The sequence below is a fragment of the Streptomyces sp. NPDC031340 genome (assembly GCF_055569945.1).
The window spans coordinates 28842-50241 of record NZ_JBVIIE010000043.1; the positions used below are offsets into that span (position 1 = coordinate 28842).

The 21400-nt window shown below is 69.2% G+C and carries 19 protein-coding genes and 2 tRNA genes; 17 read left to right on the forward strand and 4 right to left on the reverse strand.

The window, feature by feature from the left end; all coding sequences use genetic code 11:
- Positions 1–65: 65 nt before the first annotated feature.
- Positions 66–1244 carry a SpoIIE family protein phosphatase gene (locus ACZ5GT_RS28640; RefSeq protein WP_469031810.1) on the forward strand — a complete coding sequence of 393 codons (1179 nt, stop codon included), beginning with the start codon at positions 66–68 and terminating at the stop codon, positions 1242–1244.
- A 141-nt stretch (positions 1245–1385) separates the two neighbouring features.
- Positions 1386–1829 (forward strand): HD domain-containing protein, encoded by a 444-nt coding sequence (locus ACZ5GT_RS28645; protein WP_469031843.1) that lies wholly within the window; start codon positions 1386–1388, stop codon positions 1827–1829.
- Positions 1830–1858: 29 nt separating this feature from the next.
- Here ACZ5GT_RS28645 and ACZ5GT_RS28650 read toward each other — a convergent pair whose 3' ends face one another.
- Complete coding sequence (locus ACZ5GT_RS28650) at positions 1859–3079, reverse strand: acyltransferase family protein (protein WP_469031811.1); 1221 nt, start codon at positions 3077–3079, stop codon at positions 1859–1861.
- Between the two features lie 542 nt (positions 3080–3621).
- Here ACZ5GT_RS28650 and ACZ5GT_RS28655 point away from each other — a divergent pair.
- Both ACZ5GT_RS28655 and ACZ5GT_RS28660 read left to right on the forward strand, forming a co-directional pair.
- Entirely contained in the window at positions 3622–3816 is a 195-nt protein-coding gene (locus ACZ5GT_RS28655) for a hypothetical protein (RefSeq protein ID WP_469031812.1), read from the forward strand.
- A gap of 185 nt (positions 3817–4001) precedes the next feature.
- Positions 4002–4349 (forward strand): DUF1330 domain-containing protein, encoded by a 348-nt coding sequence (locus ACZ5GT_RS28660; protein WP_469031813.1) that lies wholly within the window; start codon positions 4002–4004, stop codon positions 4347–4349.
- A 129-nt stretch (positions 4350–4478) separates the two neighbouring features.
- Here ACZ5GT_RS28660 and ACZ5GT_RS28665 read toward each other — a convergent pair whose 3' ends face one another.
- Positions 4479–4991 carry a hypothetical protein gene (locus tag ACZ5GT_RS28665; protein WP_469031814.1) on the reverse strand — a complete coding sequence of 171 codons (513 nt, stop codon included), beginning with the start codon at positions 4989–4991 and terminating at the stop codon, positions 4479–4481.
- A gap of 96 nt (positions 4992–5087) precedes the next feature.
- Positions 5088–5158, reverse strand: a tRNA-Gly gene (locus ACZ5GT_RS28670).
- Positions 5159–5324: 166 nt separating this feature from the next.
- Between ACZ5GT_RS28670 and ACZ5GT_RS28675 the strand changes: the two genes are divergently transcribed.
- From ACZ5GT_RS28675 to clpX, 5 genes are all read left to right on the forward strand, one after another.
- Positions 5325–5401, forward strand: a tRNA-Pro gene (locus ACZ5GT_RS28675).
- Between the two features lie 224 nt (positions 5402–5625).
- On the forward strand, positions 5626–7035 hold the full coding sequence (gene tig / locus ACZ5GT_RS28680; RefSeq protein WP_469031815.1) for a trigger factor: 1410 nt from the start codon (positions 5626–5628) through the stop codon (positions 7033–7035).
- Between the two features lie 257 nt (positions 7036–7292).
- Complete coding sequence (locus ACZ5GT_RS28685) at positions 7293–7898, forward strand: ATP-dependent Clp protease proteolytic subunit (RefSeq protein ID WP_469031844.1); 606 nt, start codon at positions 7293–7295, stop codon at positions 7896–7898.
- A gap of 70 nt (positions 7899–7968) precedes the next feature.
- Positions 7969–8649, forward strand: a complete 681-nt coding sequence (locus ACZ5GT_RS28690) for an ATP-dependent Clp protease proteolytic subunit (protein ID WP_469031816.1) — start codon at positions 7969–7971, stop codon at positions 8647–8649.
- 168 nt (positions 8650–8817) lie between these two features.
- Positions 8818–10107, forward strand: a complete 1290-nt coding sequence (gene clpX, locus ACZ5GT_RS28695) for an ATP-dependent Clp protease ATP-binding subunit ClpX (protein ID WP_469031817.1) — start codon at positions 8818–8820, stop codon at positions 10105–10107.
- Between the two features lie 106 nt (positions 10108–10213).
- Here the strand turns inward: clpX and ACZ5GT_RS28700 are convergent, their stop codons facing one another.
- Complete coding sequence (locus ACZ5GT_RS28700; protein ID WP_469031818.1) at positions 10214–11197, reverse strand: hypothetical protein; 984 nt, start codon at positions 11195–11197, stop codon at positions 10214–10216.
- Between the two features lie 689 nt (positions 11198–11886).
- On the opposite strand from ACZ5GT_RS28700, the gene ACZ5GT_RS28705 reads away from it, so the two are divergent.
- The 8 genes from ACZ5GT_RS28705 (at position 11887) to mreD (ending at position 21343) form a co-directional block, all read left to right on the forward strand.
- Positions 11887–13065: an RNA-guided endonuclease InsQ/TnpB family protein gene (locus ACZ5GT_RS28705; RefSeq protein ID WP_469031819.1), complete on the forward strand. Its 1179-nt coding sequence runs from the start codon at positions 11887–11889 to the stop codon at positions 13063–13065.
- Positions 13062–15686: a valine--tRNA ligase gene (locus tag ACZ5GT_RS28710; protein ID WP_469031820.1), complete on the forward strand. Its 2625-nt coding sequence runs from the start codon at positions 13062–13064 to the stop codon at positions 15684–15686. Before ACZ5GT_RS28705 ends, ACZ5GT_RS28710 begins: the two co-directional genes overlap by 4 nt.
- Before the next feature lie 160 nt (positions 15687–15846).
- Positions 15847–17331 (forward strand): bifunctional tetrahydrofolate synthase/dihydrofolate synthase, encoded by a 1485-nt coding sequence (folC, locus tag ACZ5GT_RS28715; protein ID WP_469031821.1) that lies wholly within the window; start codon positions 15847–15849, stop codon positions 17329–17331.
- 4 nt (positions 17332–17335) lie between these two features.
- Positions 17336–17692 (forward strand): DUF4233 domain-containing protein, encoded by a 357-nt coding sequence (locus ACZ5GT_RS28720; protein ID WP_469031822.1) that lies wholly within the window; start codon positions 17336–17338, stop codon positions 17690–17692.
- A gap of 67 nt (positions 17693–17759) precedes the next feature.
- Positions 17760–18173 carry a nucleoside-diphosphate kinase gene (gene ndk, locus ACZ5GT_RS28725; protein ID WP_360745780.1) on the forward strand — a complete coding sequence of 138 codons (414 nt, stop codon included), beginning with the start codon at positions 17760–17762 and terminating at the stop codon, positions 18171–18173.
- Positions 18174–18521: 348 nt separating this feature from the next.
- Positions 18522–19541: a rod shape-determining protein gene (locus ACZ5GT_RS28730; RefSeq protein ID WP_006133575.1), complete on the forward strand. Its 1020-nt coding sequence runs from the start codon at positions 18522–18524 to the stop codon at positions 19539–19541.
- Positions 19542–19710: 169 nt separating this feature from the next.
- Complete coding sequence (gene mreC, locus ACZ5GT_RS28735) at positions 19711–20652, forward strand: rod shape-determining protein MreC (RefSeq protein WP_469031823.1); 942 nt, start codon at positions 19711–19713, stop codon at positions 20650–20652.
- A 13-nt stretch (positions 20653–20665) separates the two neighbouring features.
- Positions 20666–21343 carry a rod shape-determining protein MreD gene (gene mreD / locus ACZ5GT_RS28740; RefSeq protein ID WP_469031824.1) on the forward strand — a complete coding sequence of 226 codons (678 nt, stop codon included), beginning with the start codon at positions 20666–20668 and terminating at the stop codon, positions 21341–21343.
- Positions 21344–21400 lie beyond the last annotated feature (57 nt).

Genomic DNA, 21400 nt, shown 5'->3' on the forward strand with positions numbered 1-21400 from the left:
CTACGGGGGGATAAGTCGGACCTCGCGTGCCAACCGCGGCCTGCGATGGATAGGGTCCCGAACTAATGGCAGCAGGACGACAGCGGCGCTCGGCAGCCGAGACGTTCACGGCCCGGTTGAAGATGCAGTGGCACCGGGCCCGCGTCGGCGTGCGCAGAAGCGCCGTCGACTACTTCCGCGGCGACGGCTCGGACTGGGTCGCGCTCGCCGGACTGCTGCTGCTGGTGCCCGTCATCACGGCGGCGACGCTGGCCAACTCGGTGTGGTTCTCGCCGGCCGCGCTGGTGCTGCCGGTCGTCGTCGGCGGTCTGGTGCTGCGTCCGGCGAGCCTGCTCGGGCTGTACGCGGCGGCGGCCACCGCGCTGATCGTGGAGTCGGTGTGGCTGGGCCCGTACACCGAGGGTCCGTCCCGCGTGACGCCCGGCGTGGTCCTCGTGGTCGCCGCGTGCGGGTTCTTCGGGCTGCTGCTCGCGCAGTTCCGCAGCCGGGTGGGCGTGCCGTGGCGGCGCGGCGGCACGATGCTGTTCGACCTGCGCGAACGCATCCGGGTGCAGAGCAAGCTGCCGAAGCTGCCGGTCGGCTGGCACCGGGAGATGGCGCTGCGGCCCGCGGGCGGCCAGTCCTTCTCGGGCGACTTCGTGGTCGCCGCCCGCACCAACGGCGGCCGCACGCTGGAGGTCGTCCTCACCGACGTCTCCGGCAAGGGCATGGACGCCGGTTCGCGGGCCCTGCTGCTGTCGGGCGCGTTCGGCGGCCTGCTGGGCTCGCTCCCGCCGCACGCCTTCCTCCCGGCCGCCAACGGCTACCTGCTCCGCCAGGACTGGCAGGAGGGCTTCGCGACCTCCATCCACCTGGTCCTGGACCTCGACTCCGGCGACTACGAGCTCTACTCCGCCGGGCATCCGCCGGGGCTCCAGCTCAGCGCGGGCAGCGGACGGTGGGAGGAGAAGGCCGCCGAGGGGCCGCTCCTCGGCGTGTACGACGGCGCCCAGTTCGACCCCGTGAAGGGCTCGCTGCGGCCCGGCGACGTGCTGATGCTGTTCACGGACGGCCTGGTGGAGACCTCCGACCGCGACATCGTCGAGGGCATCGACCGGCTGACCGGCGAGGCCGACCGGTACGTGGCCGGCGGCTTCCACGGGGCGGCCTGGCACCTCATCGAGGCGGTCGCCAAGGACGTCAACGACGACCGGGCCCTGCTGCTGATCTGCCGCGAAGGACCGACGGCGGCGGGCGTGCGCTGAGCGGCGCGCGTTGAGCGGCGTGCGCCCTGCCGTGTGCCGAGCCGCGGTGTTGCCGAACCGCCGCGTGCCGATCCGCCGTGTGCCGATCCGGTCCGCGCCGTGATGGGCGACACTGGCGGCGTGACCGAGACGCAGCGGACCATGACCCTGGCCGAGGTGGAGGCCGTCGCCCGCGCCGCCCACGAGGGGCAGACCGACAAGGCGGGGCGCCCCTACGCCGAGCACCTCCGGGCGGTCGCCGAGGGCGTCCGGGCGCGGGGCGGCGACGACGACCAGATCGCCGCGGCCTGGCTGCACGACGCCGTGGAGGACGACGCGCTCTCCGGGCGGTGGCTCGACGAGGCCGCGCTGAGCCGGCGCACGAAGGACATCGTCCGCGCGGTCACCAAGCGGGCGGGGGAGACGCCGGAAACGTACGCCGGGCGCGTCCTGGCCACGCCGGGCGCGCTGCTGGTGAAGGAGGCGGATCTGGCGCACAACGCGGATCCGGCCCGCATCGCCCGCCTCGACGACCCGGCCACCCGGAAACGACTGACCGAGAAGTACGCGCGGATGCGCGCGCTTCTCGGTCTGACGGGCGGCTGAAGGACGGCTGACGGACGGCTGACCGGGGTCTAGGCGGGCACCTTCGCGCGCGGTTCGCTCTTCTCCCGGGCCCGGGCGAGCTCCGCCGCGTCCCGTTTGAAGGCCCACTTCATCTCGGGCTCCATCGCGAACCGGAAGACACGCTGCACCGGCCGGGTGCACAGCACGGTGACGACGGCGGCGGCGACGACCGTCACGGCGATCTCGCCGAGCGGCCGGTGCAGCCACGAGGGCTCGAACCAGCCGTAGAAGTCGCCGGCCTTCACCAGGAACCCGTGCAGCAGGTAGCCGTAGAGCGTGCCGGCGCCGAGCGCCGTGAACCACATGCGGCGGCGCGGCACCCAGGCGAAGAAGCAGGCGGTCAGCAGCAGCGAGCAGCCGAACAGCGCGAGCACCATGACGGGGCCGGTCCACCAGGGGGCGCCCAGCTCCTGGGCGGCGTCGCGGTGGTAGAACCAGGCGGTGTTCATGCGCGGCACGGCCCACCAGCCGATGGCCAGGGCCACCGCGAACACCGGCACCGACCCGATGCGCATCGCCCGCGTGCGGACCCGCTGGAAGTGCTCGGGCTTCATGCACAGGCCCAGCACGAAGTACGGCAGGAACTGCAGGACGCGCTGCAGGTCCAGGTCGTTGCCGATCTCGGGCGAGACGGAGCCGAACATCGCGATGCCGAGCGCGAGCGGCAGCGGCCAGCGGGCGATCTTCCACAACGGGGTGGTCAGCCGCCAGATGAACAGGGCGAGCAGGAACCAGGTGAGGTACCAGGGGTCGAGCAGACTGACCGTCATGCCCGGGTCGTGGTCGCCGTAGCGCTTGAAGAGGGTGTACGCGGTCTCGAAGACGACGTACGGCACGAGCATGCCGGTGACCAGCCGCCGGAGGCGGTCCGGGCGCATGTCGAAACTGCGCGAGAAGTAGCCGGAGATGATGATGAACGCCGGCATGTGGAAGGTGTACACCACCGTGTACACGCCCTCCAGGAGGCGGCTGTCGCCCTTCAGGGGCTCCCAGGAGTGGGCCATGGCCACCAGCACGATCGCCAGGTACTTGGCGTTGTCGAAGAACGAGTCGCGCTGCTTGCCGGGTGTCGCCTGCCGGTTCTGGCCCTGCCGGTTCCGGTCGGCGTGGTTCTGGTCCTGCCGGTCGTGCTGTTTCTGCGGTGAGCGCGGAGTCGGCACTCCTGACGCCGGCTGTGCCGGGGGGAGCGGCGCTCGGTGGTGGCCTTGCGGTCGCAGCGAGTCCGTCACAGACCTTCCCCCCAGTGACACGGGGAGACGGTCGGGTACGCCGCTGCGCATGCGGGGGACGAGGCAGCGTAGAACATTTGAGGCACCCTAGCGTTGTCTGTGGGTATCCGTAAAACCTTCGAGGTCTTTCCCGGTTTATGAACTCCGGGTACCCCCGCATTCGGGGCGGTTGGCATCCCGCCGGCGTGACGGGCAGCACACTTTCGACGTCCCGCTTGTCACGATTCATGCCGATTTGACGGTGCATTTGACAAGCGTGTTGCAACAATTCGGAATACCCGCGCGGAGGTTGTGTGGGCATGGAAACGATGCGGCCAATTCCCCGCGCGGGTGTGTTCTCGAATTGCCGTGCGGATCAGGACCGTTGGGTCCGGCGGAGCTCCCGTGAGCGGCCCGCCCCGGCGCGCCGCGGCGCCGGGCGGGGCCGCCGATGCCTCAGGTACCGCATAAGCCAGCCCAGTTGGTGGCACGATGGTTCTGGCGGGGTGCGCGGGGTGCGTCCCCAGGCCGGGAGAGCGGACCGACCGAGGGTGTGATCTGTTGTGGCCATTTCACTGTCAGTGGTGCTGCTTTTGGCGATCATCCTGGTTGTGCTGATCCGGGGCGGGTCGATCAAGGCCGGTCCCGCCGTCGTCGCGATCCTCTTCGGCTTCTTCCTCGCCTCGACAGGCATGGCCCCGTCGATCAACCGGTTCCTGAACTCGCTGGCCGACACCATCAACTCGATCAGCTTCTGACAACCCGCTCAGCTTCCGGCCGGCCCCGCCCTGCCCCACCCGGTTCGCCCGGCCGCGCCCGGCCCGCCGCGGCGAGGTGAGTCCGCACCGCGGACGGGGTCCGCTTACCTGTGAGGTAATCGCCCCCGGCGCGTCGGCATGCCACGATCACCGGCATACGGAGCCCGACCGACCGGAAGGACGCCATGCCCGCCTACGCCATAGCTCACCTGCGAGAGGCCGCTCCGCATCCGGAGATCGCCGAGTACATCGAGCGCATCCCCGCCACCTTCGAGCCGTACGGCGGCCGCTTCCTGGTGCACGCCACGCAGCACGAGGTGAAGGAGGGCGCCTGGCCCGGACACGTCGTGGTGATCGGCTTCCCCGGGATCGCCGAGGCGCGGGCCTGGTGGGACTCACCTGAGTACCAGGAGATCGCACCGCTGCGCTCGCGGCACATCGCGGGCGACATCATCCTGGTCGAAGGCGTCCCCGAGGGCTACGACCCGGCTGCCACCGCGAAGGCGATGCGGAAGGCCCTGCCGGCCGAGTAGCCCTCCGGTTCGACCCGCCGCAGAACCGAACACCGCTCCGGGAAACGATCAGGGCCGGTTCGCAGAACGATCCTCCGACCCGGCCCTGAGCCGTACGGAGCGGCAGACGGGAAGCGAACCCGCCTGCGTTCAGCAGCCCTTGACCGGGCGAGCAGCGGGCGGCGCTGTCGCCTGCAGGTTCCAGTCAGCTGGGTCACCGGGTCCGAGCAGTCGCGTTGAGGCCTGGCTGCCGTCGGCCAACTTCTTGTGCCACGTCCACTCGCCCCGAGCGATCGAGCCTCGGTCGAACGTCCAGCCCAGATCCTGCATGGCGGTCCGGATGTGTGCGGCTACCCGGAGCTCGGACCCGCCTCCGCTGAAGTCGACAGCGACGGTCGCCTCGTTCCACCCGTAGGTCGACCTCGCTCCGTCGCACGAGTCCCAGTGCGGCTCGAAGCTCTGCTTCAGCGTGACGTGTGCGCCCGGCGGCACCACGGACAGCACCGGTCGAATCGCCTTGAGCCGTCGATGCCCCGGATCTGGATCCCCGACCGGCAGCGGAGTCCCGCCGCATCCCGTCAGCGCCATGACTGTCACGAGCACGGCGGCAGACATCACACCGTGCGCCGAACGATGATCGACCCCCCACATGGAGGCAATCATCACCCATCACCCATCACCCATCGCCCGGCGCCGTGGAACGACCGAAGGCCCAGGCAGGCGGTGAATCCACCGCCTGCCTGGGCCTTCGTACTACAGAGCGGGCGACGGGAATCGAACCCGCGTAGCTAGTTTGGAAGACTAGTGCTCTACCATTGAGCTACGCCCGCACACGACGCGCCGCAGGTCAGGTGACCGCGGCACTGAAGGCATCGTAGCGGGTCGCCGCCCCTCGCCGCACACCCCGTTTCCCGCCCGCGCCGGACGCCCCCGCGGCGCCGGCGAAATGCGGCGGCCACGCTGTCGTCGGCCATGTACCCTACGTGTCGCACCAGACGGGGTGTGGCGCAGCTTGGTAGCGCGTCCGCTTTGGGAGCGGAAGGCCGTGGGTTCAAATCCCGCCACCCCGACCACCGACCGGTCAACACCGGTCACCCGAGCGATCACTCCGGTTGATCGCCTTTGGGGCGTTCAGCCGTGGCGGTTACTATGCAAGCTGCGCGCCCGTGTGTCTCATCCGCAGGAACCCACTGGACACCCACTGGATCCTCCGGACGTTCTCCGGGCGGGCGGCGAATCCGCCGGACCAGTCTGGCCCCGGTAGAAACCAAGAAGTCAGCCACAAGGAGACCGAACCGTGAAGAGCGCCGTGGAGACCCTGAACCCGACCCGGGTTCGGCTCACTGTCGAGGTGCCCTTCGAGGAGCTCAAGGACAGCCTCGACGCGGCGTACAAGAAGATCAACCAGCAGGTCACGGTGAAGGGCTTCCGCAAGGGCAAGATCCCGGCCCGCGTCATCGACCAGCGGTTCGGCCGCGGTGCGGTCCTGGAGGAGGCGGTCAACGACGCGCTTCCGAAGTTCTACACCGAGGCGGTCAACGAGGCCGAGCTCTCCGTCCTGGGCCAGCCCGAGGTCGACATCACCGAGCTGAAGGACGGCGAGACGCTGAACTTCACCGCCGAGGTCGACGTCCGCCCGGCCCTCGAGATCCCGGACTACTCCGGCATCGAGGTCGAGGTCGACGCCGTCGAGGTGACCGACGAGGACGTCGAGAAGTCGGTCGAGCAGCTCCGTGAGCGCTTCGCCTCGACCTCCCCGGTCGAGCGCGCCGCCGAGGACGGCGACGTCGTCACCATCGACCTCCAGGCCAAGGTCGAGGGCGAGGTCCTCGAGGACGGCGTGGCCAACGGCGTCTCCTACACCATCGGCTCCGGCGAGCTGCTCGACGGCATCGACGACGCCGTCAAGGGCCTGTCCGCCGGTGAGGAGGCCACCTTCACCTCCGAGCTCAAGGGCGGCTCCGCGGCCGGCAAGGAGGCCGAGGTCACCGTCAAGGTCACCCAGGTCGCCGCGCGTGAACTGCCCGAGCTGGACGACGAGTTCGCGCAGCTCGCCTCCGAGTTCGACACCCTCGAGGAGCTGAAGGCCGACAGCCGCAAGCGCCTGGAGAACATGAAGCAGTACGACCAGGCCACGCAGGCCCAGGAGCGCGTCCTGGAGAAGCTGCTGGAGCTCGTCGAGGTGCCCGTCCCCGAGAAGCTGCTCGAGGACGAGATCAACACCCGCAAGCACAACCTCGAGCACCACCAGCTCGGCCAGATGGGCCTCGACCTCGAGAAGTACCTGGAGATCCAGGGCAAGACCGCCGAGGAGTTCGAGGACGAGACCCGCGACGCCGCGATCAAGGGCATCAAGACCCAGTTCGTGCTCGACGAGCTGGTCAAGCAGGAGAAGCTGAACGTCAACCAGGAGGAGCTCACCGAGCACCTCATGCGCCGCGCCGCCTCCTCCGGCATGTCCCCGGACCAGTTCGCGCAGGCCGTCGTCGAGGGCGGCCAGGTGCCGCTGCTGGTCGGCGAGGTCGCCCGCGGCAAGGCCCTGGCCGTCGTGGTCGAGAAGGCCACGGTGAAGGACACCAACGGCGAGATCATCGACCTGGACGACGAGGAGGAGGCCGACGAGGCCGCCGAAGCCGCCCAGGCCGAGGAAGGCGCCGAGACGGCCGCCGCCGCCGAGGACGAGGCCGCGGAGAAGACCGAGGGCTGACACCCACGGCGCCGCACAAGCCGCAGACGGGCCCCGGGTCATTCGATGACCCGGGGCCCGTCCGTCTCCCGGCCCGGCGCTACGCCCCCGGCGAACACCCCCCTGTGCGGGATTCCCCGACGGGACCCGCGCGTTAGGGTCCATGAGTACGGGGGCAGGGGTGTCGGCGAACCGAACCGCCGGACGGCCCCCGGCAGGGAAACGTGAGACGGCCCGGCGCCGTCGTAAGACGAGCAGGTGGATACGTGACGAATCTGATGCCCTCCGCCGCCGGCGAGCCTTCCATCGGTGGTGGCCTCGGCGACCAGGTCTACAACCGGCTGCTCAACGAGCGGATCATCTTCCTCGGCCAGCCGGTCGACGACGACATCGCCAACAAGATCACCGCGCAGCTGCTGCTCCTTGCCGCAGACCCGGACAAGGACATCTACCTCTACATCAACAGCCCCGGCGGCTCGATCACGGCCGGCATGGCGATCTACGACACCATGCAGTACATCAAGAACGACGTGGTGACCATCGCCATGGGCCTCGCCGCCTCGATGGGGCAGTTCCTGCTCAGCGCGGGCACGCCGGGCAAGCGCTTCGCGCTCCCGAACGCCGAGATCCTGATCCACCAGCCCTCCGCCGGCCTGGCGGGCTCGGCGTCCGACATCAAGATCCACGCCGAGCGGCTGCTGCACACCAAGAAGCGCATGGCCGAGCTGACGGCCTTCCACACGGGTCAGACGGTGGAGCAGGTCACCCGCGACTCCGACCGCGACCGCTGGTTCGACGCCGACGAGGCCAAGGACTACGGCCTCATCGACGAGGTCATCACCACGGCCGCCAACATGCCGGGCGGCGGCGGCACCGGGGCCTGAGCCCCGCACGGGGACCGGAATGCCCCCACGCAGCCCCCAGCCGACCGCCTCAGCTCCTAGGAGACAGACAGTGAACGACTTCCCCGGCAGCGGCCCGTACGACCGCGCACGCGCCGAGCTCACGGTGCCCGTCGCCGAGTCCCGGTACGTCATCCCGCGCTTCGTCGAGCGCACCTCGCAGGGCATCCGCGAGTACGACCCGTACGCGAAGCTGTTCGAGGAGCGCGTGATCTTCCTCGGCGTGCAGATCGACGACGCCTCCGCCAACGACGTCATGGCGCAGCTGCTGTGCCTGGAGTCGATGGACCCCGACCGGGACATCTCGGTCTACATCAACAGCCCCGGCGGCTCCTTCACCGCGCTCACGGCCATCTACGACACGATGCAGTTCGTGAAGCCGGACATCCAGACGGTCTGCATGGGCCAGGCGGCCTCCGCCGCGGCCGTCCTGCTGGCCGCCGGCACGCCCGGCAAGCGCATGGCGCTGCCGAACGCCCGCGTGCTGATCCACCAGCCCTACAGCGAGACCGGCCGCGGCCAGGTCTCCGACCTGGAGATCGCGGCCAACGAAATCCTCCGGATGCGCTCGCAGCTGGAGGAGATGCTGGCCAAGCACTCCACCACGCCGATCGAGAAGATCCGCGAGGACATCGAGCGCGACAAGATCCTCACGGCCGAGGACGCCCTGTCGTACGGCCTGATCGACCAGATCATCTCCACCCGGAAGATGAACAACGCGACCGTCCGCTGACGCGGAGGCTGTATTGTCTGCCGCTCCTTGGCACGGTCACGTCCAAGTGAACCGTGCCAAGGGGGGCCCGGACGGGGGGCTCGGCAAGGTACCGTCGACATAAGGCAGCACCAGGAGCCGCTGGATTCTCAACATCCAGGCGTCTCCCAGGCGAAGGGGAAGCACACCGTGGCACGCATCGGTGACGGCGGCGATCTGCTCAAGTGCTCGTTCTGCGGCAAGAGCCAGAAGCAGGTCAAGAAGCTCATCGCAGGGCCTGGTGTGTACATCTGCGACGAGTGCATCGATCTCTGCAACGAGATCATCGAGGAGGAGCTCGCCGAGACCAGCGAGGTGCGCTGGGAGGAGCTTCCCAAACCGCGCGAGATCTACGAGTTCCTCGAGGGCTACGTCGTCGGCCAGGAGGCCGCGAAGAAGGCCCTGTCCGTGGCGGTCTACAACCACTACAAGCGCGTCCAGGCCGGCGAGAACGGCGGCGGCAGCGGTCGTGACGACGCGATCGAGCTCGCGAAGTCCAACATCCTGCTGCTGGGCCCCACCGGCTCCGGCAAGACCCTCCTCGCCCAGACGCTGGCGCGCATGCTGAACGTCCCGTTCGCGATCGCCGACGCCACGGCGCTGACGGAGGCCGGATACGTCGGCGAGGACGTCGAGAACATCCTGCTGAAGCTGATCCAGGCGGCCGACTACGACGTCAAGAAGGCCGAGACGGGCATCATCTACATCGACGAGATCGACAAGGTCGCCCGCAAGAGCGAGAACCCGTCGATCACCCGCGACGTCTCCGGCGAGGGCGTCCAGCAGGCCCTGCTGAAGATCCTCGAGGGCACCACGGCCTCGGTCCCGCCGCAGGGCGGCCGCAAGCACCCGCACCAGGAGTTCATCCAGATCGACACGACGAACGTGCTGTTCATCGTGGGCGGCGCCTTCTCGGGCCTGGAGAAGATCATCGAGTCCCGGGCGGGCGCCAAGGGCATCGGCTTCGGCGCGACGATCCGCTCCAAGCGCGAGTTGCAGGCCAAGGACCAGTTCGAGGACATCATGCCCGAGGACCTGGTCAAGTTCGGCATGATCCCCGAGTTCATCGGCCGCCTGCCCGTCATCACCTCGGTCCACAACCTGGACCGCGAGGCCCTCCTGCAGATCCTGGTCGAGCCGCGCAACGCCCTCGTCAAGCAGTACCAGCGCCTGTTCGAACTCGACGGCGTGGAACTGGACTTCGAGCGCGAGGCGCTGGAGGCCATCGCCGACCAGGCCATCCTCCGGCAGACCGGCGCGCGCGGCCTGCGCGCCATCATGGAGGAAGTCCTCATGTCCGTGATGTACGAGGTCCCGTCCCGCAACGACGTGGCCCGCGTCGTCATCACGGCGGACGTCGTCCACTCCAACGTCAACCCCACCCTGATCCCGAGGGACGCCCGCAACGGCCGCGGCCCGGGCGAACAGAAGACGGCCTGACACCCGTCCCGCACACGGCGAAGCCGCACACGGCGAAGGGGCCCCGGTCGACCGGGGCCCCTTCGCCGTGTGGCGCCTGCCGCCGGTTTGTGGGGCGGCTGCCGCGTCAGGCCTTGACGCGGACGTCGTTGCGGAGCTTGGCGGCCAGCGAGGCCGCATCGTCGATGGAACCGCCGTCACCGGTGGCCAGCGAGGCGAGGCTGAACGACGTCACGTAGGCGATGGTGCTGTGGTCGCCCCAGATGCAGAACGGCATCTTGAACGTACCGGGCGTGCCCGCGCCCGTGGTGGTGGACTGGTCGTTCTTGACCTCGATCTGCTGGCACTTCATGATGCCGTTCGAGAAGCCGTCCGGGTGGACCGTCTGCGGGCTTCCGATGAGCGTGCCCTGGTCGCTGTCCTTCTTCGACTCCTCCGAGATCTTGGCGAACATGGCGTCGACGACGGCCTCGGGGTTGTCGATGGTGCCGTAGACGCCGGCGAACGACAGGTTCTTCATGGTCATGCCCGTGCCGTTGGAGTAACCCGCGCTGACGTCCTTCGGGTTCTTCACGCCGTACTTCTCGAAGTCCGACAGGTCGGAGTCGCTCATGGAGCCCGAGGACCCGGCGTTGTCGGCCTTCTTGTACGTACCGTTGATCACGGTCGCCGGCGCCGTCAGCTTGTGGGCACCGTCGTCGGCGACGTCCGAGCCGCTGCCGCCGCCGCTCGAGCCGAGCAGGACTGCCGCTCCCACCGCGATCGCCGCCACCACCGCAACCGCGCCGATGATCAGGCCGGTCTTCTTCTTGCCACCGCCCGGCATCGGCGGCTGGGGCATGCCGTAGGGCGCCTGGCCGTACGGGGGCTGCTGACCGTACTGCGGCTGCTGCCCGTACGGGTTCGGCTGCTGGGGCATGCCCTGCGGCGGCATGCCCTGCGGGGGCTGCTGGGGATACCCATAGCCGGGCTGCCCCTGCGGCGGCTGCTGGGGGTAGCCATAGCCGGGCTGGGGGGCCTGCGGCGGCTGCTGGCCGTAGGGGCCCGGCTGGCCGTACGGCCCGGGCTGCTGAGGCTGCCCGCCGTACGGGCCCGGCTGGTTCTGACTCATTACTGGGTTCCCCTCCAGATGCTTATGTGTTCCAGACATCTTGGCGGAAGGGTCAAGAGCGCGAAGCGCATGGGGGGTATTGGTGCCTAGTTGTTGACAGGTTGTTCCAGATACTCGACGCATTGGTTCAATTCGGCAGGCCGGTTTGTCCTGTTAGAAACCATATGACTGCGATTTGTCCATCTGTGTCGTGTAGTTGCTGTATGGCATGTTTTATCGGTCATGTCGACTGGTTCGCTCGGCCGCTGCCCGGTCAGTGGAAGGTGGAGCTGGCTGCACGGCGCCCGAAGGCGCCGAAACTGGCGCGGTCTGTCAAAACTTCTGCGCGCAGGTGTGCGGGCAGCTCGGGCGTGAGCTGGTCGCCCGCCTGTGTGTCGGGCGTGTGCTGCGGGTTCCGCGAGCACCCTCCCAGCGGCGCGCCAACGGTCACGTGGCATCCGGCGTGGTGATCAGTGAGCGGTCTGCTGAGGTGTAGGGCCGCGCCGTCCCGGGCCGCTGGAAGTGACCTCGCTATCGGCGCTGTCCGGTTCGAGATCGGTGCGCTCGTAGGGCGCACGATTCGGTGCACCGTTGCTGCACCTGCCGCAGATCGCTGCGGAGCGATGTCTCTTCCTTGAGTTGATGGTTTTCATGGTATGGGAGACAAGTTCGACTTGTCTGCCATACCATGAATGCGCTGAGTAGTTCACTTGGACCAGGCCTACCGGAACTTCTGGAACCCGGAGCATCCGGGAGGCTTCCCTCGCTTCAAGAAGCGCACCTCGCGGTTGGCGATCCCCATTCCCGGACAGGCCGTCCGAGTGGCCAAGCTGAACCGCAAATGGGCCTGCCTCCGCATCCCCAAGCTGGGGGAGGTCAAGTTCAGACTGTCCTGTCCGCTTGGCGGCCGTATCAAGAATGCGACGATCAGCAGGGATGCGACGGGATGTTGGTTCGTCAGTTTCGGCGTCCATACGGGGAAGGCCGCCGCACTGCCGAATGGGCAACCATCCGTGGGAGTCGACTTCGGTGTGAAGCAGGCGGCGTACCTGTCGGATGAGGCAGAGCCCCGGCTCATGCCTCGGACGCTGACCAAAGGCGAGCAGCGGAGGCTGGTCGGGCTGGAGCGGCGCAGGGAACGGCAGATCCGGGAGGCAAAGAGGGATCGAGGAGGCAAGTACAGCAACCGACTGCGACGCACGCTCCGTGCCATTGCGGAGTTGAAGGCGCGACAATCCCGACGTCGCGCGGACTTCACGCACAAGCTCACCACCGACCTGGCCAAGAGCCACGGCCTGGTCGCCATCGAGGATCTCCGCGTGAAGCAGATGACGCGCAGTGCCAAGGGAACGGCCGCCGAACCTGGCACGCACGTCTCGCAGAAAGCCGGCCTGAACCGGGCCGTCCTCGACAACGTCCCAGGAGAACGACGACGGCAGCTGGCCTACAAATGCCCGGCTTACGGAGCTGAGCTCGTTCTGGTGCGACCGGCCAGGACGTCGCAGACGTGTGGCGTCTGCAACCACTGGGACCCTGCATCGCGGGTCAGCCGCGATGCTTTCGCCTGTACGGGGTGTGGGCACACCGATGACGCGGACCACAACGCCTCGGTCGTCATCCTCAGCCGTGCCTTCCAGCACCAGCACGACGCGCACTCTGCCGCAGGGCATTGCGGTGAACAGCACGCATCAGCAGGCCACGCCCGGCCTGTTTCGTCCGCCATGTGTACGGGACGCACGCGTGAACCCCTGAACCCCTCGTCCGACATGGCCCCGCCATCGTCGGATATCGAGGGCTACAAGGAATCCCTGCAGGTCACTGCCGGGAGGATGCCAAAGAACAAAGGCGTTTCGAGACAGCCCCGCGACACCCCTAAACTGAGCCCGTGACCGAGAACGCTCAGCAGCAGCCACCAGCGCCCGACACCGAACTGCCGACCCAGTACGCGCCGGCCGACGTAGAGGGGCCGCTGTACGAGCGCTGGGTGGAGCGGGGCTACTTCGAGGCGGACGCCAAGAGCGACAAGCCGCCGTACACCATCGTCATCCCGCCGCCGAACGTCACCGGCAGCCTGCACCTCGGGCACGCCTTCGAGCACACGCTCATCGACGCGCTGACCCGCCGCAAGCGCATGCAGGGCTACGAGACGCTGTGGCAGCCCGGCATGGACCACGCCGGCATCGCCACGCAGAACGTCGTCGAGCGCGAGCTGGGCAAGGAGGGCAAGTCCCGGCACGACCTGGGCCGGGAGGCCTTCGTCGAGCGCGTGTGGCAGTGGAAGGCCGAGTCCGGCGGGCAGATCTCCGGGCAGATGCGCCGCCTCGGCGACGGCGTCGCCTGGTCCCGTGAGCGCTTCACCATGGACGAGGGGCTCTCCCAGGCCGTCCAGACCATCTTCAAGCGGCTCTACGACGACGAGCTGATCTACCGCGCCGAGCGCATCATCAACTGGTGCCCGCGCTGTCTGACGGCCATCTCCGACATCGAGGTCGAGTACCAGGACGACGACGGCGAACTGGTCTCCATGAAGTACGGGGACGGGGACGACTCCATCGTCGTCGCCACCACCCGTGCCGAGACGATGCTCGGCGACACCGCCGTCGCCGTCCACCCCGACGACGAGCGCTACAAGCACCTGGTCGGCAAGCTGATCAGGCTGCCGCTGACCGACCGCTCCATCCCGGTCGTCGCCGACACCCACGTCGACCCCGAGTTCGGCACCGGCGCCGTCAAGGTGACCCCGGCCCACGACCCGAACGACTTCGAGATCGGGCAGCGCCACGGCCTGCCGTCCCTGACGATCATGGACGAGCACGCCGTCATCACCGCCCACGGCCCCTTCCAGGGCCTGGACCGGCTGGAGGCCCGCTCCGCCATCGTCGCCGCGCTGCGCGCCGAGGGCCGGATCGTCGCCGAGAAGCGGCCCTACGTCCACTCCGTCGGACACTGCTCGCGCTGCAAGACCACCATCGAGCCGCGCCTGTCCATGCAGTGGTGGGTCAAGGTCGGCCCGCTGGCGAAGGCGGCCGGCGACGCCGTCCGCGAGGGCAAGGTCAAGATCCACCCGCAGGAGATGGAGAAGCGGTACTTCGACTGGGTCGACAACCTCCACGACTGGTGCATCTCGCGCCAGCTGTGGTGGGGCCACCGCATCCCGGTCTGGTACGGCCCGGATGGCGAGGTCGTCTGCGTCGGCCCAGACGAGCAGCCGCCGTCCGGCGAGGGCTGGCGTCAGGACACCGACGTCCTCGACACCTGGTTCTCCTCCGGGCTCTGGCCCTTCTCCACCCTCGGCTGGCCCGAACAGACCGAGTCGCTCGCGAAGTTCTACCCGAACTCCGTCCTGGTCACCGGCTACGACATCCTCTTCTTCTGGGTCGCCCGGATGATGATGTTCGGCCTGTACGCGATGGACGGCACCCCGCCGTTCCACACCATCGCCCTGCACGGCATGGTCCGCGACCAGTTCGGCAAGAAGATGTCCAAGTCCTTCGGTAATGCGGTCAATCCGCTGGACTGGATGGACAAGTACGGCTCCGACGCACTGCGGTTCACCCTCGCGCGCGGCGCCAACCCCGGCGTCGACGTCCCGATCGGCGAGGACTGGGTCCAGGGCTCCCGCAACTTCGCCAACAAGATCTGGAACGCCACGCGCTTCGCCCTGATGAACGGCGCGACGGTGGACGGTCCGCTGCCGGAGCCGGAGAAGATGTCGGCCACCGACCGCTGGATCCTCTCCCGCCTGAACTCCGTCGTCGCCGAAGTCGACGCCTACTACGACGACTACCAGTTCGCGAAGCTCTCCGACTCCCTCTTCCACTTCGCCTGGGACGAGGTCTTCGACTGGTACGTCGAGCTGTCCAAGACGACGTTCCAGGCGGGCGGCGAGGCGGCCGAGGTCAGCAAGCGGGTCCTCGGCGAGGTCCTGGACGTCACCCTGCGGCTGCTGCACCCCGTCGTCCCCTTCGTCACCGAGACCCTGTGGACCACCCTCACCGGCGGCGAGTCCGTCGTCATCGCCGAGTGGCCGGCCGACAGCGGCTTCCGGGACGCCGGCGCCGAGCGGGAGATCGAGAGCCTGCAGTCGGTCATCACCGAGGTCCGCCGCTTCCGCGCCGACCAGGGCCTCCAGCCCGGCCAGCGGGTGCCGGCCCGGCTGACCCTGGACGGCACGCCGTTCGCCGCGCACGAGGCCGCCGTCCGCCAGCTGCTGCGCCTGCAGCCCGAGGGGGAGGACTTCACGGCCACGGCGACCCTCCCGGTCGCCGGCGCCGAGGTCGCCCTCGACCTCTCCGGCACGATCGACGTGGCCGCCGAGCGCAAGCGGCTGGCGAAGGACCTGGCGGCGGCGCAGAAGGAACGCCAGCAGGCCGAGGCCAAGCTGGGCAACGAGGCGTTCCTCGCCAAGGCGCCGGAGCCCGTCGTGGACAAGATCCGCACGCGGCTGGCCAAGGCCGAGGAGGACATCGCCCGCATCGAGGCCCAGCTGGAGCGCCTGCCACAGGGCTGAGCCCCGAGCCCGAGCGCCGTCCCGGAGCCCCCTGCCCCGTCGAGGCAGGGGGCTCCGGCCACCCCCGGGCGCGGGGCCCTGGGCGCCCCGAGCCTCCGCCGCCGCGCCCCGTCCCCGAGGTGCCGCCGACTTTGTCCGGCGGGCTCCGTAGACTGGCCGGGTGAGTGAGAGCGACCCCTTCGACGAGATCATCGCCGCCGAGACCGACCGCGACCCCGATCTCGCCGTGATCGAGGCCGGCAGCCGCACCCTGCGCACCCAGGGCGGCCCGCCGCAGGCCGACGTGCCCGCGCGCCCGGAGGACCCCGAGGTGGACAAGGCGCTGCGGGAGGTCGAGGCGGAGCTCGCCACCCGCTGGGGCGAGACCAAGCTGGAGCCCTCGGTCAGCCGTATCTCCGCGCTGATGGACGTGCTGGGCGAGCCGCAGCGGTCGTACCCCTCGATCCACATCACCGGCACCAACGGCAAGACCTCCACCGCCCGCATGATCGAGGCCCTGCTCGGCGCCTTCGAGCTGCGCACCGGCCGCTACACCTCGCCGCACGTCCAGTCGATCACCGAGCGGATCAGCCTGGACGGCGCCCCGATCTCCGCCGAGCGGTTCGTCGAGACCTACCAGGACGTCAAGCCCTACGTCGAGATGGTCGACTCCCAGCAGGAGTACCGGCTGTCGTTCTTCGAGGTGCTCACCGGCATGGCCTACGCCGCGTTCGCCGACGCGCCCGTCGACGTGGCCGTCGTCGAGGTCGGCATGGGCGGCAGCTGGGACGCCACCAACGTGATCGACGGTGATGTCGCCGTGGTCACGCCGATCGACCTGGACCACACCGACCGGCTCGGCGGGACGCCCGGCGAGATCGCCGTGGAGAAGGCCGGCATCATCAAGCCGGACGCGACCGTGATCATGGCCCAGCAGCCGGTGGACGCGGCGCAGGTGCTGCTGAAGAAGGCCGTCGAGGTGGACGCCACCGTGGCCCGCGAGGGCCTGGAGTTCGGCGTCGTCGCCCGGCAGGTCGCCGTCGGCGGGCAGCTGGTCACCCTGCGCGGCCTGGGCGGCGAGTACGCCGAGGTGTACCTGCCGCTGCACGGCGCGCACCAGGCGCACAACGCGGCCGTGGCGCTCGCCGCCGTCGAGGCGTTCTTCGGGGTCGGCGCCGCGCGCGCCGAGCCGCTGGACATCGACACCGTCCGCAAGGCGTTCGCGGCCGTCTCCTCGCCGGGCCGCATGGAGGTCGTGCGGCGCTCGCCCACCGTCGTCCTGGACGCCGCCCACAACCCGGCGGGCGCCCGCGTCACCGCCGAGGCGGTGCAGGAGGCGTTCGACTTCAGCCGGCTCATCGGCGTGGTCGGCGCGAGCGGCGACAAGAACGTCCGCGGGCTGCTTGAGGCGTTCGAGCCGATCTTCGCCGAGGTCGTCGTCACCCAGAACTCCAGCCACCGCGCCATGGACGCGGACGAGCTGGCCGCGATCGCCGTCGAGGTGTTCGGCGAGGAGCGCGTCCAGGTCGAGCCGCGGCTGCCGGACGCCCTGGAGGCCGCCATCACGCTCGCCGAGGAGGAGGGCGAGTTCGCGGGCGGCGGCGTCCTCGTCACCGGCTCCGTCGTCACCGTCGGCGAGGCCCGACTGCTCCTGGGAAGGGGCTGACCCCGTGCGTGTGCTGTGTTCCTCGACGCTGATCGGCGAGTTCTTCGTCATCGGCTTCGCCGGGCTGGTGGCCATGAAGGACCCGAGCCTGTCGATGACGACCGTATGGACCGTCAGCGGCGTCGCGATGCTGCTGTGCCTGCTGCTGTGCGGCTTCGTCACCCGTCCGGGCGGCGTCGCGCTGGGCTGGGCCCTGCAGGCCGCCCTGATCGCCTCCGGCTTCGCCGTGCCGACGATGTTCTTCCTGGGCGCCGTCTTCGCCGCCCTGTGGTGGGCGTCGGTGCACTACGGGAGGAAGATCGACGAGGCGAAGGCGAGATTCGCGGCGCAGTCGGACTCCTCGACGCCTGACGCTGCGTAACAGGTGCCCGGACACGCCCTGTAGCCTCGTCCCACCGCACACCTGGCAGGAACTAAGGAGCCTTCCCGTGACCCAGCGCACCCTCGTCCTCCTCAAGCCCGACGCCGTCCGTCGCGGCCTGACCGGCGAGATCATCAGCCGCATCGAGCGCAAGGCCGGCTGGCAGATCACCGCGCTGGAACTGCGCACCCTGGACCAGGAGACGCTGGAGCAGCACTACGGCGAGCACAAGGGCAAGCCGTTCTACGAGCCGCTGGTCGAGTTCATGTCCTCCGGCCCGGTCGTCGCCCTGATCGTCGAGGGCGAGCGGGTCATCGAGGGCGTCCGCGCGCTGGCCGGCCCGACCGACCCGATCGCCGCCGCGCCCGGCTCCATCCGCGGCGACTACGGCGTCATCGTCCGCGAGAACCTGATCCACGCCTCCGACTCCGAGGAGTCCGCCGAGCGCGAGGTGAAGATCTTCTTCCCGGGCCGCGCGTGACCCCGGTCCCGTAGTCCCCGTTCCGTAACCCCACCCCGCACGCGTCCCGCGTGCAACGCCGCACGCGTCCCGCGCGCGGCTCCTGCGTCGGCACAAACGGAAGGTGCGGTGCCGTGGCCCCGCACCCTCCGCGCATACGCGGCGGCGTTCGAGGGAACGAGTGCCCCCGAACGCCCGTCTCCACAAGCGGAGCCGCGCATCATCTGCTGACAATGGCGAAGACCCTCCCGCAGTGTTCGCGAAGGCGCGTCTACGATGTAAGCCTTCACGTCACCGCACCCGCTTCGCCGACCTGAAAAGCCCTCAAAAGCTCCCAGGAAGGCCAGACGAATCCTGATGGGGAACTCAATGTCGTTCATCGGCCGTGACATGGCTGTCGACCTCGGGACCGCCAACACGCTGGTGTACGTCAGGGGTCGCGGGATCGTACTCAACGAGCCGTCCGTCGTCGCGATCAACACGAACACCGGTGGCATTCTCGCGGTCGGCGCCGAAGCGAAGAAGATGATCGGGCGCACGCCCGGCAACATCGTCGCCGTGCGTCCGCTGAAGGACGGCGTGATCGCCGACTTCGAGATCACCGAGCGGATGCTCCGCTACTTCATCCTGAAGATCCACAAGCGGAGGTATCTGGCTCGTCCGCGGGTCGTCGTCTGTGTGCCCTCCGGCATCACCGGCGTCGAGCGCCGCGCCGTCATCGAGGCGTCGTCCCAGGCCGGCGCCCGCCAGGTGCACATCATCGAGGAGCCCATGGCCGCGGCCATCGGCTCCGGCCTGCCGGTCCACGAGGCCACGGGCAACATGGTCGTGGACATCGGCGGCGGCACCACGGAGGTCGCGGTGATCTCCCTCGGCGGCATCGTCACCGCCCAGTCCATCCGCGTCGCCGGCGACGAACTGGACAACGCGATCATCCAGCACATCAAGAAGGAGTACTCGCTGCTGCTGGGTGAGCGGACGGCCGAACAGATCAAGATCACGATCGGTTCGGCGTACGACCTCGACACCGACGAGCACACCGAGATCCGCGGCCGGGACCTCGTCTCCGGGCTGCCCAAGACCGTCGTCATCTCCGCCGCCGAAGTGCGCAAGGCGATCGAGGAGCCCGTCAACGCGATCGTCGACGCCGTCAAGACGACCCTCGACAAGTGCCCGCCGGAGCTGTCCGGCGACATCATGGACCGCGGCATCGTGCTGACCGGCGGCGGCGCCCTGCTGCGCGGACTCGACGAGCGGCTGCGCCGCGAGACGGGCATGCCGATCCACATCGCCGAGGACCCGCTGGACAGCGTGGCGCTCGGTTCGGGCAAGTGCGTAGAGGAGTTCGAGGCGCTCCAGCAGGTGCTGGACGCCCAGCCGCGCAGATGACCCACCTCTTCGATTCCGCCGTACGAGACGATCTCCTCTCGTACGGCGGATCGTTGATATAGAGGCAGTTGACATAGAGGCAGTTGCCGCAGAGGCATATGCTCGCCCCGATTCACCATCACATTTCCCAACACCCGTATTCCTACGAGGAAGGGCACGGCCGCCGCACGTGAGGGACACACGAGAGAGCCGGCTGCTCCTGGTGCTGCTGATCGCCATCGCGTTCGCGTTGATCACGGTGGACATCCGCGGCGGAGAGGACTCGCCGGTCGACGGTGCCCGCCAGGCGGCGGCCACGGTCTTCGGCCCGATCGAGAACGGCGTGTCGGCCGTGGTCGACCCGGTCGGCAACGCCGTCTCCGCGATCCGGGACTCCGACGACCGGCACGACCGGCTCGCCCGGCTGGAGAAGGAGAACGCGGCCCTCAAGGCGAAGCTCGGCAGCGACGACCGCAGCCACAGCCGCCTGAAGCAGCTCGACAAGATGCTGAAGATCGCCGGCCAGGGCCAGTACGGCATCAAGGGCGCCCAGGTCATCGCCATCGGCGCGGCCCAGGGCTTCTCCTGGACCATCACCATCGACGTCGGCGCGAACGACGGCATCAGACGCGACATGACCGTGCTCAACGGCGACGGCCTGGTCGGCCGCGTCACCACCGTCGGCCCCGACACCTCCACCGTGCTGCTCGCCAACGACCCCGACTTCACCGTCGGCGCCCGCATGGAGAACAGCGACGAACTCGGCTTCGCCGCCGGGCAGGGCGACCGGCCGATGCGCGTCGAACTCCTCAACGGCAAGGCCGAGGTGAAGAAGGGCGACCGCCTGGCCACCTTCGGCTCCCAGGCCGACAAGCCGTTCGTGCCCGGCGTCCCGGTCGGTGTCGTCTCCCGCGTCGACCCCTCCGGCGGCGGCCTCACCCGCACCCTCTACGTCACGCCGTACGTCAGCTTCACCAAGCTCGACATCGTCGGCGTCGTCGTCGAGGCACCGAAGAAGGACCCGCGCGACACGGTGCTCCCGAAGAAGCCCAAGCCCACCCCGACGCCGACGGTCACCGTCACGGTCACCCCGTCAGCCGGCGCGAGCGCCGACGGCCAGTCCCAGCAGTAGGAGCTGATTCCCCGTGCGCGTCAACCGGATCCTGCTCGCCTCGACGCTCGTCGTCGTCGCCCTGGTGATCCAGGTGAGCGTCCTCGCCCGCCTCCACCTGCCCGGAGCCGTCCCCGACCTGCTGCTGCTCACCGTCCTCGGCCTCGCCATGGTCTACGGCCACGTCGGCGGCGCCCTCATCGGCTTCGGCGCCGGCCTGCTCGCCGACCTCGCCCCGCCCGCCGACCACGCCGCCGGCCGCTACGCCCTGGTGCTGTGCGTCATCGGCTACTTCGCCGGCCTGATGAAACCGGAGAACGGCCGGCTGAAGTCGGCCGCCGGTCCCATGCTCACCGTGGTCGCCGCGGCGATCGGCTCCACCCTGCTGTACGCGGGCGTCGGTGCCCTCGTCGGTGACACCGCCGCCCGCCACGTCGGCCTGCCCGGCCTGATGTTCACCGCGGCCCTGTACGACCTGCTGCTCGCCCCGTTCGTGGTCCCCGGGATCATGGCCCTGGCCCGGCGCGCCGAGAACGACCCGCTCGCCGAGAGCACCTCCGCCGCCAAGAGCGCCGACATCTCCTCCGGCTGGATCTCCAACGGCACCGGCCTGAAGATCGGCGGGCAGCGCGGCGGCCTCGGCGGCCTGAAGACCAAGGCCCGTACCCGCACCACGCGGGTGGGCCGCATCAAGGGGGTCAAGCGGCTGTGACGACACGGCAGTTGCCCGCCGCGGAGCCTCACAGGTCCGTCGTATACGACTCGTACG

Coding starts and splice junctions, on each gene's coding strand:
- ACZ5GT_RS28640 (WP_469031810.1), top strand. CDS start 66: ATGGCAGCAGGACGACAGCGGCGCTCGGCAGCCGAGACGTTCACGGCC.
- ACZ5GT_RS28645 (WP_469031843.1), top strand. CDS start 1,386: ATGACCCTGGCCGAGGTGGAGGCCGTCGCCCGCGCCGCCCACGAGGGG.
- ACZ5GT_RS28660 (WP_469031813.1), top strand. CDS start 4,002: ATGCCCGCCTACGCCATAGCTCACCTGCGAGAGGCCGCTCCGCATCCG.
- ACZ5GT_RS28665 (WP_469031814.1), bottom strand. CDS start 4,991: ATGATTGCCTCCATGTGGGGGGTCGATCATCGTTCGGCGCACGGTGTG.
- ACZ5GT_RS28685 (WP_469031844.1), top strand. CDS start 7,293: ATGCCCTCCGCCGCCGGCGAGCCTTCCATCGGTGGTGGCCTCGGCGAC.
- ACZ5GT_RS28700 (WP_469031818.1), bottom strand. CDS start 11,197: ATGAGTCAGAACCAGCCGGGCCCGTACGGCGGGCAGCCTCAGCAGCCC.
- ACZ5GT_RS28730 (WP_006133575.1), top strand. CDS start 18,522: ATGTCGTTCATCGGCCGTGACATGGCTGTCGACCTCGGGACCGCCAAC.